At 64.8% G+C, this 14,893-nt stretch carries 16 protein-coding genes; 4 read left to right on the plus strand and 12 right to left on the minus strand.

Going from position 1 to position 14,893, the window contains the following annotated elements:
• Nucleotides 1–17: 17 nt before the first annotated feature.
• The 6 genes from miaB to CUREI_RS06995 all read right to left on the minus strand — a co-directional run bounded on the left by miaB (nt 18) and on the right by CUREI_RS06995 (nt 5,652).
• Nucleotides 18–1,544: a tRNA (N6-isopentenyl adenosine(37)-C2)-methylthiotransferase MiaB gene (miaB, locus tag CUREI_RS06970; RefSeq protein ID WP_051952257.1), complete on the minus strand. Its 1,527-nt coding sequence runs from the start codon at nt 1,542–1,544 to the stop codon at nt 18–20.
• A 24-nt stretch (nt 1,545–1,568) separates the two neighbouring features.
• Nucleotides 1,569–2,717: an aminotransferase class I/II-fold pyridoxal phosphate-dependent enzyme gene (locus tag CUREI_RS06975; protein ID WP_038612003.1), complete on the minus strand. Its 1,149-nt coding sequence runs from the start codon at nt 2,715–2,717 to the stop codon at nt 1,569–1,571.
• Nucleotides 2,714–3,430 carry a 6-carboxyhexanoate--CoA ligase gene (locus CUREI_RS06980; RefSeq protein WP_038612005.1) on the minus strand — a complete coding sequence of 239 codons (717 nt, stop codon included), beginning with the start codon at nt 3,428–3,430 and terminating at the stop codon, nt 2,714–2,716. Before CUREI_RS06980 ends, CUREI_RS06975 begins: the two co-directional genes overlap by 4 nt.
• Before the next feature lie 49 nt (nt 3,431–3,479).
• Nucleotides 3,480–4,061, minus strand: coding sequence for a recombination regulator RecX (gene recX, locus CUREI_RS06985; protein WP_038612008.1), 582 nt, complete (start codon nt 4,059–4,061; stop codon nt 3,480–3,482).
• A gap of 3 nt (nt 4,062–4,064) precedes the next feature.
• Nucleotides 4,065–5,186 (minus strand): recombinase RecA, encoded by a 1,122-nt coding sequence (gene recA, locus CUREI_RS06990; protein ID WP_038612011.1) that lies wholly within the window; start codon nt 5,184–5,186, stop codon nt 4,065–4,067.
• 250 nt (nt 5,187–5,436) lie between these two features.
• Nucleotides 5,437–5,652, minus strand: coding sequence for a DUF3046 domain-containing protein (locus CUREI_RS06995; RefSeq protein WP_038612014.1), 216 nt, complete (start codon nt 5,650–5,652; stop codon nt 5,437–5,439).
• 43 nt (nt 5,653–5,695) lie between these two features.
• Between CUREI_RS06995 and CUREI_RS07000 the strand changes: the two genes are divergently transcribed.
• From CUREI_RS07000 to CUREI_RS07010, 3 genes are read left to right on the plus strand one after another with little or no spacing between them, the layout of a single operon-like run.
• On the plus strand, nt 5,696–6,262 hold the full coding sequence (locus tag CUREI_RS07000) for a biotin transporter BioY (protein ID WP_038612018.1): 567 nt from the start codon (nt 5,696–5,698) through the stop codon (nt 6,260–6,262).
• A gap of 3 nt (nt 6,263–6,265) precedes the next feature.
• The gene (locus tag CUREI_RS07005) at nt 6,266–6,955 is read left to right on the plus strand and encodes an energy-coupling factor ABC transporter ATP-binding protein (protein WP_038612021.1); all 690 of its coding nucleotides are present in this window, start codon (nt 6,266–6,268) and stop codon (nt 6,953–6,955) included.
• Complete coding sequence (locus CUREI_RS07010) at nt 6,952–7,557, plus strand: energy-coupling factor transporter transmembrane component T family protein (protein WP_038612024.1); 606 nt, start codon at nt 6,952–6,954, stop codon at nt 7,555–7,557. Before CUREI_RS07005 ends, CUREI_RS07010 begins: the two co-directional genes overlap by 4 nt.
• 69 nt (nt 7,558–7,626) lie before the next feature.
• Here CUREI_RS07010 and CUREI_RS07015 read toward each other — a convergent pair whose 3' ends face one another.
• The 4 genes from CUREI_RS07015 to pgsA all read right to left on the minus strand — a co-directional run bounded on the left by CUREI_RS07015 (nt 7,627) and on the right by pgsA (nt 10,032).
• Complete coding sequence (locus CUREI_RS07015; protein WP_038612027.1) at nt 7,627–8,490, minus strand: PspA/IM30 family protein; 864 nt, start codon at nt 8,488–8,490, stop codon at nt 7,627–7,629.
• 71 nt (nt 8,491–8,561) lie between these two features.
• Nucleotides 8,562–8,933 (minus strand): helix-turn-helix domain-containing protein, encoded by a 372-nt coding sequence (locus CUREI_RS07020; RefSeq protein ID WP_051952258.1) that lies wholly within the window; start codon nt 8,931–8,933, stop codon nt 8,562–8,564.
• A 23-nt stretch (nt 8,934–8,956) separates the two neighbouring features.
• On the minus strand, nt 8,957–9,496 hold the full coding sequence (locus CUREI_RS07025) for a CinA family protein (RefSeq protein ID WP_038612030.1): 540 nt from the start codon (nt 9,494–9,496) through the stop codon (nt 8,957–8,959).
• On the minus strand, nt 9,493–10,032 hold the full coding sequence (gene pgsA / locus CUREI_RS07030) for a CDP-diacylglycerol--glycerol-3-phosphate 3-phosphatidyltransferase (RefSeq protein WP_084768507.1): 540 nt from the start codon (nt 10,030–10,032) through the stop codon (nt 9,493–9,495). The genes CUREI_RS07025 and pgsA overlap by 4 nt, the downstream gene beginning before the upstream one ends.
• Before the next feature lie 49 nt (nt 10,033–10,081).
• On the opposite strand from pgsA, the gene CUREI_RS07035 reads away from it, so the two are divergent.
• Nucleotides 10,082–10,366, plus strand: coding sequence for a YciI family protein (locus CUREI_RS07035; protein ID WP_038612037.1), 285 nt, complete (start codon nt 10,082–10,084; stop codon nt 10,364–10,366).
• A 9-nt stretch (nt 10,367–10,375) separates the two neighbouring features.
• On the opposite strand, the gene CUREI_RS07040 is transcribed toward CUREI_RS07035, so the two are convergent.
• Both CUREI_RS07040 and CUREI_RS07045 read right to left on the minus strand, forming a co-directional pair.
• Nucleotides 10,376–11,551: a TerC family protein gene (locus CUREI_RS07040; protein ID WP_038612039.1), complete on the minus strand. Its 1,176-nt coding sequence runs from the start codon at nt 11,549–11,551 to the stop codon at nt 10,376–10,378.
• Between the two features lie 186 nt (nt 11,552–11,737).
• Complete coding sequence (locus CUREI_RS07045) at nt 11,738–14,857, minus strand: FtsK/SpoIIIE family DNA translocase (protein WP_038612041.1); 3,120 nt, start codon at nt 14,855–14,857, stop codon at nt 11,738–11,740.
• Between the last annotated feature and the right edge of the window lie 36 nt (nt 14,858–14,893).

Here is a 14,893-nt window from a genome sequence, read left to right on the forward strand (position 1 = left end):
GTCGCCCAACTGTAGCCCTAGCTCCCGCAGCAGGCGGAATCCGTAGCAGCGGCAGCGGGTTTGCCGATCGAAGGCAGGCCGAGTCCGACTCCGATCGGCCCGGTGGTGGGCACCTGGCCCGCCGCGGCGTTGTCGCCAGCCTTGGTGCGGCGGTGCTCGTGGATGCCGGAGTCCGCGATCAGGTAGTGCGGCTTCGCTTCGGTAATGGTGACCGTGACGTAATCGCCTGGACGGACCTCGCGGTCGATAGCCCCCTCGAGCGCGAAGTGCACGAGACGCCCGTCGCGCGCGCGGCCGGACATGCGCTGGGTGCGGTCGTTCTTGCGGCCATCCTCCTGCACGAGAAGCTCCTGGCGCGTGCCGACGAGCTTCGCGTTCTCCTCCGCGCTGATGCGCTCCTGCAGCGCGTGGAGGCGCTCGAAGCGCTCCTGCACCACTGCCTTGGGGATCTGCTCCGCCATGTCCGCCGCCGGCGTGCCGGGGCGCGGCGAGTACTGGAAAGTGAACGCCGAGGTGAAGCGGGCCTTCTCCACCACGTCGAGCGTGGCCTGGAAGTCCTCTTCCGTCTCACCCGGGAAACCGACGATAATGTCGGTGGTGATCGCCGCGTGCGGCAGCTTCTCGCGCACCTCGTCCAAGATGGCCAGGAACTTCTTGGAACGGTAGGACCGGCGCATGTCTTTGAGCACCTTGTCCGAACCGGACTGCAGCGGCATGTGCAGCTGCGGGCAGACATTGGGGGTCTCCGCCATGGCGTCGATGACATCCGAAGTGAATTCTGCCGGGTGCGGGGAGGTGAACCGGACGCGCTCAAGCCCCTCGATGTCGCCGCAGGCGCGCAGCAGTTTCGAGAACGCCGAGCGGTCGCGCTCCATGTCATCGTCGACGAAGTTCACCCCGTAGGCGTTGACGTTCTGCCCGAGCAGGGTCACCTCGGACACGCCCTGGTCCACAAGCGCCTGGACTTCGGCGAGGATCTCGCCGGGCCGGCGGTCGATCTCTTTGCCGCGCAAGCTGGGCACGATACAGAACGTGCACGTGTTGTTGCAGCCCACGGAGATAGAGACCCAGCCGGCGTAGGAGGACTCCCGCTTGGCGGGAAGGACAGACGGGAAGACCTCGAGGGACTCCACAATCTCTACCTGCGCTTCATCTTCCACGCGTGCGCGGTCCAGCAGCGCTGGCAGCGCGGAGATGTTGTGGGTACCAAAGACAGCGTCCACCCAGGGGGCCTTTGAAATGACGGTGTCGCGGTCTTTCTGCGCAAGACAACCTCCGACGGCGATCTGCATGCCCGGGTGGTCGGCCTTGACGTTTTTCAGCTGCCCGAGCGAGCCGTACAGGCGCTGGTCCGCGTTGTCGCGCACCGCGCAGGTGTTAAAGACCACTAGGTCGGGTTCTTGGCCTGCACCGGCCGCAACATAACCTGCGTCCTCGAGCATGCCGGAGAGCCGTTCGGAGTCGTGCACGTTCATTTGGCAACCGAACGTGCGCACTTCGTAGGTCCGGGGATTGCTGTTATGGGTGGTGCTCGCCGTAGTCACGGCGTGACAGTGTAACCAGGTGAGCTACAACCGCGAAATGGCGTTTGCCAGGCCGTCGATCTGCTCGTCGGTGTGTGTCGCCATCACCGTCACCCGCAGCATTGCCTCGCCCCGCGGGACGGTTGGCCAGCGGATGGCGGGCACAAAATAGCCGGCGTCGCGCAAGGCCGCGGAGGCGCGGACCGCGCTCGCCTCGTCACCTACGGGCACCGGGATGATGGGGCTGGGCCACTCGCCCATTCCCAGATGGGCGGCGAGGCGTTGGATGTTGCGATGCAGCGCGGCCACCGGGCTCTGGCCACCTTCCAGTACGCCAACCGCGGCGGAAACCGCTGCGCACGTGGACGGGGTGGAGGAGGTGGAATACACGAAGGGGCGCGCCTTTTGCCGCAACAGCGCAGCCACCGGCGCGGAGGCGGCCACAGCCCCACCCTCCACACCAAGGGCCTTGGATGCCGTTGCGACGAGGATGTCCGGGAGGTCGTCTCGAAGCTCGAAGTGCTCGATGATGCCACGGCCAGTCGCGCCCAGGGTGCCGGTGCCGTGCGCATCGTCGACCATGAGGGCGGCGCCGTGGGCCCGGCAGACGGCGAGGAGTTCCGGCACCAGCGCGAGCGTGCCGTCCATGGAGAACAGCCCATCGGTGACGACGAGGGCGTTACCGTCGTGCCGGCCGAGCAGCTCGTCCACGTGCGATGGGTCGCGGTGGCGGTAGACGCTGACCGAGGCACCCGATGCCTTTGCGAGGCGGCAGCCGTCGATAATGCTGGCGTGGTTGCGCTCGTCCGAGAGGATGAGCGTGCCGGGAGCGGCGAGTGTCTGCAACACTCCGGTGTTAGCAAGAAATCCTGCGGAGAAGAAGACCGCGTCGTCGTAGCCCAAGAAATGGGCGAAGTCGGCCTCGACCTGGACGTGCAAGTCGGTCGAGCCGGTGGTGAGGCGCGAGCCCCCGGAGCCGGTTCCGTAGCGGCCGATGGCGGACGCAGCCGTCTCCGCGACCACCGGGTGCCCCGCCAGCCCGAGGTAATTCGAGGAACTGAAAAGCACGTACTCGCGCCCGTCCACGGTGCAGACCGGATCCTGACCAGTGGTAAAAACTGCCGGGACGCGTTCGAAACCCATGCCGCGCCACTGGCCGAGCGCCTCGCAGGCGGCGGTGTCGAGCCAGCTCATTCTGTGTCTCCCACCAGAACAGGAGTGTGCTCGAGGTAATGGATGAGGCCGCCTGTGTCGCGCCCATCCACGATAAAAAGCCGCCCGCCCACCGCAGAACCGGCGGGCTTCATGTTGGGCACCCGAACGTAGCCAAGCGACTTCGTCGCCACATACCCCGTGGTGTAGCCCGGGTCGTCGGAAATACAGACCTCAGCGAGCACCGACGGATGATGAGCGACCTTGGAAGCGAGTACCAGCGCCTCGGTCACGCGAGCCTTGCCTGAGCCTGCTTCGGGTCGCTGCCCGGTCGCGGCCGCGGCGTCCAGTGACGTCACGCGCACGCCCCGAGCGCGGTCTGGTTCGAGGCGGTGCCCGGTTTCAGCGTGGAACAGGATCGCGCCACGCATGTCGCGCACGCCAGTCAGTAGCTCCCAGGCATCCGCGGCGTGTGGAGTGAGCGGGGCGAGGGTGTTGATGACGGTGTCGCGGGCCTCTCTGGGGTCTTCGCACGCGGCCTCGGTGATGGCCAGCGCAGGAACGCGCATTATTTCCCCGTCGATGGCTGCGACGGTCACGGTAATGGAGTCCGGCGTTCCCTTACTGTGTGATAGCGCACGGCGGCTCATTGCCGCGCACACGTCCGCTACCTCGTCCGCCTCCACGATGCGCTCCGCGCCCGAGATATGCACGCCTTCTGCACTGGAGCGCATCTTCACGCTGAACAAACTCATGCGGCCAAGTCTAGGAAACCTCCCTGAACACTGTTCAGTGTTTCGCGGACTATTCCTCGCACCCCGCGATACGCTCGTCCAACGCCTCCCGCCCGATCCGCAGCGCCATCCCCTGGTTGAAGCCGCGCCGGGCCAACGCGCCGACGATGCGGCGCAAGTGCTTGACGTACTCCGTCCGGTCTGCAGGGGCGGATTTCACTTTCCGCGCAGCCTTTTCCGCTACTGCGCGCGCGGTGCGTTCTTCGTCCGCGTCGGAGATTTGCTCCAGTGCCGCCGCGCGGTCCGTTCCCTCAACCCCTTTATCGCGCAGCTCCATGTCGAGCGCCCGAGCTGACTTCCCCCGACGTGCTGCTCGCTGCCGCACCCACTCGGAGGCGAACTGGGCGTCATTGACCAGCCCTGCGGCAGCGAGATCATTAACGACCTCATCCACCAGCTGGGGCTCGAACTCCGCCTTCAGCAACCGCTCGCGCAGTTCCGAGCGCGAGCGCGCCCGCTGGTCCAGCAACCCCAGGGCCCGCTTCCGCACCGGCGCCAACGCTTCTTCGCGCTCACGGTCAAAAAGGCCGGTGCCCGGCTCGTAGGCGTCAAGCGCAGCCTGGAGCCGGGCAATCTTTTCGCGGTCTGGCACCGTTTACTCCGCCGTTGCCGGAGCAACCTCGTCTTCGTCGTCGAAGTCGATGTTGGGCACCATGTCCACCGGGTCATCCGTCAGCTCGTCCGTGGGGTTCGCGTACTTACCCACGTGGAGCGCCTGGAAGATCTTGTCCTCGATCTCGTTGGCCAAATCCGGGTTTTCCTTCAGGAAGATACGGGCCTTTTCCTTGCCCTGGCCCAACTGGTCGCCCTCGTAGGTGAACCAGGAACCGGACTTCTTCACAATGCCGTTTTCCACGCCCATGTCGATGATGGAGGATTCGCGTGAGATGCCCTCGCCGTACATGATGTCGAACTCCGCGATCTTGAACGGCGGGGACACCTTGTTCTTCACCACCTTCATCTTGGTGCGGTTACCAATGGAGTCCTGACCGTCCTTCAGGGTCTGAATGCGGCGGACATCGCAGCGCACCGACGCGTAGAACTTCAGCGCTTTACCGCCCGTGGTGGTCTCGGGCGAGCCGAACATCACGCCGATCTTTTCGCGCAGCTGGTTGATGAAGATGGCGGTGGTGCCGGAGTTATACAGCGCGCCGGTCATTTTGCGCAGCGCCTGCGACATCAGGCGGGCCTGGAGACCAACGTGGCTATCGCCCATCTCGCCTTCGATCTCGGCCTTCGGCGTCAGCGCGGCCACCGAGTCGATGACGATCATGTCAATTGCACCGGAGCGCACTAGCATGTCCGCAATTTCCAGCGCCTGTTCACCGGTGTCCGGCTGGGACACAAGCAGGTTGTCCGTGTCCACGCCAAGCTTCCTGGCGTAGTCGGGGTCCAGCGCGTGCTCAGCGTCGATGAACGCAGCGATGCCTCCGGCGCGCTGCGCCTCAGCGATCGCGTGCAGCGCCACGGTGGTCTTACCCGAAGATTCCGGCCCGTAGATCTCCACGATGCGCCCGCGCGGCCAGCCGCCGATACCGAGGGCCACGTCGATTGCGGTGTTACCGGAAGAGATGGACTGGATCGGCGGACGGTTTTCATCGCCCAGGCGCATGACGGCGCCCTTGCCGAAGTCCTTTTCAATCATCGCCAGGGCTGCGTCCAGCGCATTCTGGCGGTCGTTGCCCGCCGAGGCGGCAGCCTTCTTCTTCGTTGCCATGTGGTTGTTCTACCTCCAATTGTCGGCGGCGCGTATGCGTCGCGTGCACAGTTTGCTTGTTAGACGTATCGCCATACCGCTTCGGTTCCCTCGCACACGGAGAACACTGCGAAAACACTGCCCGAGTTCAAGTCCAAGCGGAAAACGGGGCTCACTGTAGAACGCGACGGCGACACGCCAAAGAATACACGCAAACGTGTTCGAAAATCAACGAGGCGCGCGAGCGCGGCGCCGTCGTCAAGCAGCGGCTTCAGTTGCCCGGACGGTCCACGCCAAGCCTGCGCTCCTCGGGGATGTCGAAGGCCTCGCACAGGCCACGCCACGCCTCTCGCGGATCCACCCCGTCGCCGATGAGTTCCGCCGAGGTCTTCTCAAACCCGGGCAAGACCTGCGTCTGGATAATCCACTGCGCGCGGTCTGGGCCGAATTCGTCGCGCACAAGCTGGTCAAACTCTGTCAAACGCATGTGGCCGACACTACACGTCGAGCGCAGCGGTACACTCCCGCGCATGACCAAGAACTCCACCGCACAGGACATCGCCCTTATCGCCGTCTTTGCCGCGATCGTCATCGTCCTCGGATTCGTCTCTATTCCCGTCGGTGTCGCGGGCGTGCCCATCGTGCTACAAAACGCGGCCGTCATCCTCGCGGGCCTCGTCCTCGGGTGGCGCCGCGGTTTCGCCACGGCCGCGATCTTCCTGTTGGTCGGCCTCGCACTCCCCGTGCTCGCCGGCGGCCGGACAGTGATTTCCGCGCTCGGTGGCGCAACCGTGGGCTACCTGGCGGGCTACCTCGTCTCCGCCGCCGTCGCGGGCGCGATTGCGTACTTGGCCCCGTTCAAGTCGAACAAAGCGGCGACGATAGGAATTCTCATCCTTGCCGGTTACGTCGCGTTGTTCTTCCAATACCTGTGCGGCGTGTTCGGCCTCATGTGGCGCGCGCAGATGTCCTTCGGGGCGGCCTGGGCAGCTCAGGCGCCGTTCCTCCTCCCGGATGCAGGCAAGATCGCCCTCATGATCGCGATCGCGTTCGCCGTGCACCAAGCCTTCCCTGACTTGCGCGGGCGGCGCGCATAGGCAATGCCACTCATCGAATTCCGCAAGGCCGCCGTCACCTACGACGGCGAACCCGTGCTCCAACCCCTGACCGTGAGCCTTGCCGAGCAGCGCATCGGAATCATCGGCTCCAACGGCTCCGGCAAATCAACCACCGTCCGCATGATCAACGGGCTCATCGAGCCGACGTCGGGCGAGGTGCTTTACGACGGGCTGTCGCCCCAGTCCGACGGCAAGGAGATCCGCAAACGCGTCGGATTCGTCTTCTCCGACGCCGAATCGCAAATCGTCATGCCGCGCGTGGCCGACGATGTGGCCTTTTCTCTACGGCGGTTCAAACTCCAGCGCGACGAGGTGCGCCGCCGCGTAACTGAGGCGCTTGACCGCTTCGAACTCGCTGATCGCGCCGAGCATTCCCCGCACACGCTTTCCGGCGGGGAGAAACAGATGCTGGCGCTCGCATCGGTCCTGGTGATCCAGCCGGACACGATCATCGCAGACGAGCCCACCACCCTGCTGGACCTGCGGAACCGCCGCCGCATCGTGCGCGAGCTGCTCGCACTGCAGCAGCAGCTCATCGTTGTCACCCATGACCTTGAGATGCTGCGCGAGTTTGAACGTGTGCTTGTTATCGACGACGGCTCGCTCGTGTTCGACGGCGCCCCGAGCGACGCAATCGAGTTTTACACCGATCTGATGGACGCGAAACCGTGATCCGAGAACTGCCCCTCGGCGTCTACGTGCCAGGCTCGACGGCGCTGCACCGCATGGGTGCCGCAGCGAAGTTCGTGGCCCTCGTCGTATTCATCGCTCTGGTCACCGCCTTGCCCACGCAGCCGTGGCACTCCCTCGTGGCACTCGTGTTCGTGCTCATGCTCTACGCGTGGGCCCGCATCCCCGCTGGTGTGGCAGGCCGGCAGCTCGCGCCCCTTCTGCCCGTGTTGCTTTTCTTCGCCGTATTCATGGTGTGGCAAAACGGCGCGCGATCCGCGCTCACCCTGCTAATCGGGCTGCTGGCGACCATTGCGGCCGCGAACTTGCTCACGCTTACCACCCCTATAGAAGAGCTCCTCACGTCCCTTGACCGCGCCCTAGCACCGCTTGGGCGCACGGGGGAACTAATCTCGCTCACCATTGCCCTGACTATCCGCCTGATTCCGCTAACCCTCGCAACCGCCAACGAGGTGCTCGACGCCCGTAAGGCACGGGGAGCAGGATTCTCGCTCACCGCGTTTGGCATCCCCATGGTCATCCGCTCGGTGCGGCGGGCGAAAATGATGGGCGAAGCCCTCATGGCCCGCGGCGCCGTGGACTAGCGGCCCCCAATACGACGTTCCGCCCGGCCCCTGCAGGAGAGACCGGGCGGAAACCTTTGTTTGGCGGGATTACTCCCCGCGCAGCTCGCGCATGCGCTGCGCGACGGCGTCGTCGGAAACCTCAGAGCCCATCGGGCGAGAGGTGCCGCCGCTCTGGGCAGCGGCGTCCTGGTCGGCACTGCCTTGCTCGATGGCCGGCTTCTGCCCGGAGGTCAACTCGCCTGCCATTTCGGCGCGCAGCTGCTCTAGGCGACCGTGGCCAGCCATCTGGATTCCCGCCTGCTCGACCTCTGCCATGCGGCCCTCGATGGAGTTCTGGGCGAGTTCTGCCGCGCCGAGAGCGTTAGCGTACCGGCGCTCGATCTTGTCGCGCACCTGGTCCAGGTTCGGGCCCGTGGAGGTGATGGAGTTCATGGATTGCATGGTCTCGGAGACCTTTTCCTGCATCTTGGCCTGCTCCAGCTGAGAGAGCAGCTTGGAGCGCTCGGCCACCTGCTGCTGCAGGTGGGCCGCGTTGCGCTCAACCGCCTGCTTCGCCTGTGCAGCCTGCTGCAGGGCCTGATCGTGCAGCTGCTTGGTATCTTCCACGCTCGCTTCCGCGGTAACCAGCTGAGCCGCGAAGGCCTCAGCGGCGTTTTCATACTCCTGCGCCTTTTGGGCGTCGCCTTCCCCACGGGCCTTATCAGCCAGCTGCAGGGCCTGGCGCGCATTCGCCTGCAGCTTCTCCACATCCTCCAGGCGGCGGTTGAGCTGCATCTCGAGCTGGCGCTGGTTGCCAATCACAGCCGCGGCCTGCTGGGACAACGCCTGGTGCTGGCGCTGCGCGTCGTTGATGGCCTGCTCGATCTGGATCTTCGGGTCAGCGTTTTCCTCGATCTTGTTGTCGAAGAGCGCCATCAGGTAGTTCCAGAACTTGGAAAATGGGTTCGCCATGGCGAGAGCACCGTGACCTTTCTGTCAGTAGATTGCGTTAATCCTCAACTACTGTAGTCACCCGTCGCCACTTACGCTTCGGCCGCAGCCGGGGTAGTGCGCTCCAGTTCCTCCGTGAACGAGTGAAGCGACATGTTCGCCACGGCTTCGAGCAGCACCCCAGAAACGGTGGTCCCAAGCGCGTCACACAAAGCAGCTAGAAGTTCGGAAGAGACTTCCTTCCGGCCGCGCTCCAGCTCTGAGATGTAGCCAGAGGACACGCGAGCCTCCTTGGCCAAGGCTCGTAGCGTTACGCCCTTATCGGCACGGAAAGCACGAAGCGACATGCCGAGCGCCTCGCGGAATAGCGGCTCCCGCGCAGCCGGGGCAGACGGAGAAGCGGCCCCGGCCGGGGCGACGGGCAGGTCAACCGGAACGTCGTGCAGCAGAGTCGTAGTGGTCATCAGACGTTCCAACGGCCGGGCGGCTAACTTTGTTCCCGCACGCCCGACAGGGCGCCGAGCAGCGCAGCCTCGACGGCGCGCCGCCTCACCTCATTGCGGTCCCCCGACAACACACGCACGGGCACCGGTGCTCCCGGAACCAGTGCGTAGCGGCCGCTTCCCGCATCGAGCAGCTCCGCCGCCTGGGAAGAAGCCGTCCATTTCGGCCCAGCGAGCCCAATCCACACGGTGCCAGCGGGGACACCGTCCTGGTCTGCTGGCCCCGCAACGCCGGTCAGCGAGACCGCCCAGTCGGACCCGCACGCGCGACGGGCCCCGCGCGCCATCTCCCGGGCAACCGCGGCAGACACAACCCCCTCGCGCTCGATCAACTCCTCAGACACGTGTGCAAGGGAGGTCTTCAACTCCGCCGAGTACGTCACCAGGCCGCCGACGAGAGCGTCCGACGCCCCTGGCACGTCCGCCAAGGTCGCGGCCGCGAGACCTGCCGTCAACGACTCGCAGAATGCGATTGTCTGGTGGCGCAAGCGGAGCTCGTCGATAAGCAGCTGCGATGTGGTCACGAATTCACCTTCCCTGCGTCAACGAGATACTGCACACCGGTCACCACGGTAACCGCGACGGCGAGCAGCATCACGACAAATGTCGGAGTATCCATCCACGCGGGCAACGGGCAGAGATACAGACCCACGGCCAGCGTCTGCAGCGCGGTCTTCAGCTTGCCCCCCTTCGAGGCCGGCACCACGAGGCCGCGGCGCAGCATCACCATGCGCCACACGGTGATGCCCAGCTCGCGGACGACAATCACGACGGTCACCCATACCGGCAACGGCCCGGCGATGTTCAGGGTGACCAGCGCCGTAATCATGAGCGCCTTGTCCGCAATCGGGTCGGCGATTTTGCCAAAGTCGGTGATGAGCCCGCGGGCCCGGGCGATGTCTCCGTCGAGCTTGTCCGTGATCATCAGCGCGGCGAACAATCCAAACGCCCACCACCACCGCTCGGAGAGAACGAGCCAGGCGAAGACGGGAATGAACAGGATCCTCAGCGAGGTCAACACGTTGGGGAGGTTCCAGTTCGACGGCTTGTCGGGTTGCATCACGGCCTCCACCATACCCACCCCGGGCCGGCCACCTAGACTGCCCTGTATGAAGTATTTCGCAGCTACGTACACCTACGGCGAGCAGTCGCTTGTCGACGCCACACGTCCCGCCCACCGCGAATTCATCGCTTCGCAGCTCTCACTCGGACGGATTGTCGGTTCCGGCCCGTACACGGACGGGACGCGGGCGCTCATTATCCTGCAGCTGCCGGACACCGCCACGGAGGCGGACGCGGCGGAGGTGTTGGACGACGACCCATACACCGTGGCCGGTGCACTCGCAGCACGGGATGTCCACGAGTGGAACCCGGTCACGAACATCTTCAGCTAGCGCCAGCGGCTAGCCCTTCCGTCCCCCTCGGGCGACGTCGAGGTGGTCGGTCTCACGCGAACCGTCCGCCGTGTGGTCGCCCTTGCCCGATGTTGCGGGATCGTCGATCCACTCGACGTGGTGTCCGTGCTTGTCTACCTTGCGGCGGTTGCCGTGGTCGTCGAAGTCGATGTGGAACTCCTTCTCCCCCGCGTCCTTGCGGCCCGCATTGATATCCGCCCGGTCTTTGATCAGCGAGGCGATGGCCGTAATGACAAGCGTGCCCACGATGACCAAGAGGGATGTCACGGTACCAACCTCCGGCACGTTGAGCCCCTCACCGCCGTTAATGAACGGCAAGTTGTTCTCGTGCAGGGCGTGGAGCAGCAGCTTTACGCCGATGAAACCAAGCACCACGGCAAGTCCGTACGGCAAATAAACCAAGCGGTCGAGCAGGCCATTGAGCAGGAAGTACAGCTGGCGCAGGCCGAGCAGCGCAAACGCATTGGCGGTGAACACCAGGAAGGATTCCTGGGTGATGCCGTAGATCGCAGGAATGGAGTCGAAGGCGAACATCACGTCGACGAAGCCGATGGACAGCAGCGCCACGAATAGCGGGGTGACGGCCTTCTTCCCGGCCTCCGTCCGCGAGAACAGGCGATCGCCGTGGTACGACTTCGTCACCGGAATGACCCTGCGCAGCGTCTTCACCACGAACATGTCGTTCGGGTCCTCTTCCTCCTGGCCCGTTGCCTCGTCGTACACAAGCTTGATGGCCGTGTAAATGAGGAACGCAGCGAAAAGGTAGAACACGTCCGACCAGGCCTCGATGATCACCGCGCCCAGCAGAATGAACAGCAGACGGCAGATCAGCGCGATGACAATGCCGATGAGCAGCACTTTTTGCTGGTAGGCCCGCGGGATCTTAAACGCGCCCATGATGAGGGCGAACACGAAGAGGTTGTCCACGCTCAAAGAGAGTTCAGTGATGTAGCCGGTGAAGAACTGCACACCATGCTCGGCATCCCAAAGCCACCAGACAATGCCGCCGAAAATGGCCGCCATCGTCATGTAGAACAGCGCCCACCCCCCGGATTCCTTCATCGTCGGCTCATGCGGGGTGCGCACGTGCGAGACGAAGTCGAAGATGAAAAACCCCAGGATCACCGCCGAGGTGAGCAGCCAAATATACAAAGGAACGTGCATTAACGCCTCCGGTCACGAGTTACAGAAACAGACCGGAGGTCTCCCCCACCCTTGTGGGCGGCCCGGACCGGGGCCGTCGATTTGCGACGGCTCCGTGCTGACGATCCTGGGCCCTTCCGGGGTACTCCCCTCCAAGCTCGGTTCACTCTACACCATCGGGCAGCGGCGGTGGATTAAGCGCGGCGTCTAGAACGCGCCGCCGGTCGGGTTGTACGTTGCCGTCACGGTGCGGGTGTCCGAGCCACCATCCGACTCGCCAGCGGTGTCGCTGCCGGATTCGTCGGGGTCGCCGGATGAGTCGTCGTCAAGCATGGCATCCTTCGGCGCCTCGGCTGGGTCGGCACCCTTGATCATCCAGATGATCGTATCCAGCTCCTCGGGCTTGACTAGCACGTCGCGCGCCTTGGAGCCCTCCGACGGCCCAACGACGCCGCGCGATTCCATGAGGTCCATGAGGCGGCCTGCCTTGGCAAAACCGATGCGAAGCTTGCGCTGCAGCATGGAGGTGGAGCCGAGCTGGGAGGTGACCACTAGCTCGACGGCCTCGAGCAGGTCGTCCATGTCCTTGCCGATGTCGTCGTCGATGACCTTGGCTTCCGCCTGCTTGTCGTCGGTGACGCCCTCGACGTAGTCCGGCTCGTCCTGCTGCGATTTGGCAGCCTCCACGACCGCCTGGATCTCCTCGTCGGTGACGAACGACCCCTGCAGACGCTGCGGTTTGCCGGCACCCTGCGGGATAAACAGGCCGTCGCCCATGCCGATGAGCTTCTCCGCGCCGCCCTGATCCAGAATCACGCGCGAATCCGTCAGCGAGGAGGTGGCGAACGCCAGGCGCGACGGCACGTTGGTCTTGATCAGGCCGGTGACCACGTCCACGGACGGCCGCTGCGTTGCCAGCACGAGGTGGATGCCGGCCGCGCGAGCCTTCTGCGTGATGCGGACGATGGACTCCTCGATTTCTTTCGGAGCCGTCATCATGAGATCCGCCAGCTCGTCCACCACGCACACGATGAACGGGTACGGGCGCATCTCACGCTCGGAGCCCGGGGGCGCGGTGAGCTCACCGGAGCGGACCTTGCGGTTGAAGTCCTTGATGTGGCGAACGCGCGCGGACTTCATGTCCATGTAGCGCTGCTCCATCTCCTCCACGAGCCACTGCAACGCCGCCGCCGCCTTCTTCGGCTGCGTGATAATCGGTGTGATCAGGTGAGGGATGCCCTCGTACGGGGTCAGCTCCACCATCTTCGGGTCCACCAGAATCAGGCGGACCTCTTCCGGCGTCGCGCGCGTGAGCAGCGAAACCAGCATGGAGTTCACAAACGCGGACTTACCGGAGCCGGTGGAGCCAGCCACCAAGAGGTGCGGCATTTTCTGGATCGAGGATGCGATGAAGTCGCCCTCGATGTCTTTACCCAGGCCAATCAGCATCGGGTCGTCCTGGGACGCCACCTTCGGCGCGTCCAGCACGTCGCGCAGGCGCACCATCTCACGGTCCTGGTTCGGCACCTCGATACCCACCGCGGACTTGCCCGGAATCGGCGTCAACAAACGCACGTTGTCCGTGGCCACCGCGTAGGCGAGGTTCGACTGCAGGTTGGTGATCTTGGAGACCTTCACGCCAGGCCCGAGTTCAACCTCGTAGCGCGTCACTGTCGGCCCACGGGAGAACCCGGTGACCTGGGCGTTGACGTTAAACTCCTCGAAGACGTCCGTGATCGCCTCGATCATCCGGTCGTTTGCCTCGGTACGCGTCTTCGGCGCGCTGCCTGGCTGGAGCAGATCGGTCGACGGCAGCGTGTAATCGCCCTGCGGGATCTTGCGCACCTGCTTGGGCGCAGCCGCCTCCTTCTCGGACTTCGGCGTCGTCGCAGGAATCTTCGCCGCGTCGATACCTGAGCGCGCGGCGATGGCCTTCGCCATCTGCTCGCGAGAGCTGGCTACTGCGTCGGGGGCGCTTGCTTCTCGACGCTCCCCCTCCGGCTCCGCACGCGACAGCTCCTTCGTCTCGTTGTCGGCCTGCGGGCTTACCGGGGCCGCCGGCGCAGGTGCAGGCTTCGCTGCAGGCGTGGGTTTTGGAGCGGACGGAGTGGACGACTGCTTCCGGGCAGGGGCCCTGCGGCTCACCACCGCGGTCTTATCCGCCGCCTGGCTGTCGTCGGCATCTTGCGCATCGTCGTCCTCATCGACCTCGTCGGCGAAGTCGAACAAGTCGAAATCGTCGTCGCCGTTTGCCGGGTAGCTTTCCATTGGCGTCGGCCGGCGGCGCGAACGGGTACGCGTCGGACGGGACGGGGCGGACGCGTCGGAGCGCCGGCTGCCGGTGGAGCGGCGTTCTCGCCCCGCCGCAATGTCGTCCAAGTCTCCAGAGACGTGGCTGTACGGGTCCGCGTCATCGTCGTCAGGCGTATCCGTGTTGGACAGCATTTCCGAGACGAGGTTTTTGATGTAGTCGTACGCCTCGCGCACAGTGATGCCAGTGGCCTTGAGCGCCCCGTAGAGGATGACAAGACCGAGCAGGGGCACGGCAACGTAGGAAGAAAATCCCGCCGCAAGCACTCCGCCAGTCAACGCGCCGATCGCGCCGCCGGCGAGTTTGCGCTCAGCCCACGCTGTCGGGTTGCCCGCAAAGACGTGGATCAGGCCAAGCATTGCAACCGCGATGATGGAGAATCCGAGCGTCACCCTCCCCCGGACCTCGTCCGTAGCGCGCACATTGAGCATGAGCGCCACCGCAATCCCCACCAGTACGACCGGCAGGATCAGCGCACCGGCGCCAATCATCCAGTGCGTGCCCGTGGAAATGAGGTCTCCTACAGGCCCGGCAACGTTGAACCACACAGAACCGCCGATAACCGCAGCAAGCCCGATAAGGATTAAACCCCACGCGTCAGCGTGGGATTCAAACGTGCCCGGGCCCTCACTGCGGGGCCTCTGCAACCGTCGGCTGCGGCCGCGGCGTCCCGTTTGCTCGTCATCGTCGTCTTCCAGATCGAAGTCGTCGTCCCAATCGCTGTCCCGATCGACGTTGCTGCGGGAGCGGCGCGAACGGGAGGTGGTAGCCGAAGGGTCGTCGTCAGGCTGGCCCTTATCGCGGCGAAACAACGACCCGACGCCACGAGCCGCCGCGCCCAGCGAGCTCCCGACGGCCTTGTAAGCCGAGCCGACGCGCTCATCGGCAGTGTCGGCCGCGACGTTGGTCGATGTCGGCGGGTGCGTCATGGACACCGGACCGCCGTAGCGGGTGCCGCCGGCGGGACGGCGTGACGATGACCGCGAAGAGCGCGGCGCGGTGTTTTTGACAGACATGGGTGCCACTCTAACGCCTTACGTCACATATTCACC

This window comes from Corynebacterium ureicelerivorans (assembly GCF_000747315.1).
In the GTDB taxonomy this organism is placed as follows: Bacteria; Actinomycetota; Actinomycetes; order Mycobacteriales; family Mycobacteriaceae; genus Corynebacterium; species Corynebacterium mucifaciens.

Coding starts and splice junctions, on each gene's coding strand:
- CUREI_RS06975 (WP_038612003.1), bottom strand. CDS start 2,717: ATGAGCTGGCTCGACACCGCCGCCTGCGAGGCGCTCGGCCAGTGGCGC.
- CUREI_RS06980 (WP_038612005.1), bottom strand. CDS start 3,430: ATGAGTTTGTTCAGCGTGAAGATGCGCTCCAGTGCAGAAGGCGTGCAT.
- recA (WP_038612011.1), bottom strand. CDS start 5,186: ATGGCAACGAAGAAGAAGGCTGCCGCCTCGGCGGGCAACGACCGCCAG.
- CUREI_RS06995 (WP_038612014.1), bottom strand. CDS start 5,652: ATGCGTTTGACAGAGTTTGACCAGCTTGTGCGCGACGAATTCGGCCCA.
- CUREI_RS07000 (WP_038612018.1), top strand. CDS start 5,696: ATGACCAAGAACTCCACCGCACAGGACATCGCCCTTATCGCCGTCTTT.
- CUREI_RS07005 (WP_038612021.1), top strand. CDS start 6,266: ATGCCACTCATCGAATTCCGCAAGGCCGCCGTCACCTACGACGGCGAA.
- CUREI_RS07015 (WP_038612027.1), bottom strand. CDS start 8,490: ATGGCGAACCCATTTTCCAAGTTCTGGAACTACCTGATGGCGCTCTTC.
- CUREI_RS07020 (WP_051952258.1), bottom strand. CDS start 8,933: ATGACCACTACGACTCTGCTGCACGACGTTCCGGTTGACCTGCCCGTC.
- pgsA (WP_084768507.1), bottom strand. CDS start 10,032: ATGCAACCCGACAAGCCGTCGAACTGGAACCTCCCCAACGTGTTGACC.
- CUREI_RS07035 (WP_038612037.1), top strand. CDS start 10,082: ATGAAGTATTTCGCAGCTACGTACACCTACGGCGAGCAGTCGCTTGTC.
- CUREI_RS07040 (WP_038612039.1), bottom strand. CDS start 11,551: ATGCACGTTCCTTTGTATATTTGGCTGCTCACCTCGGCGGTGATCCTG.
- CUREI_RS07045 (WP_038612041.1), bottom strand. CDS start 14,857: ATGTCTGTCAAAAACACCGCGCCGCGCTCTTCGCGGTCATCGTCACGC.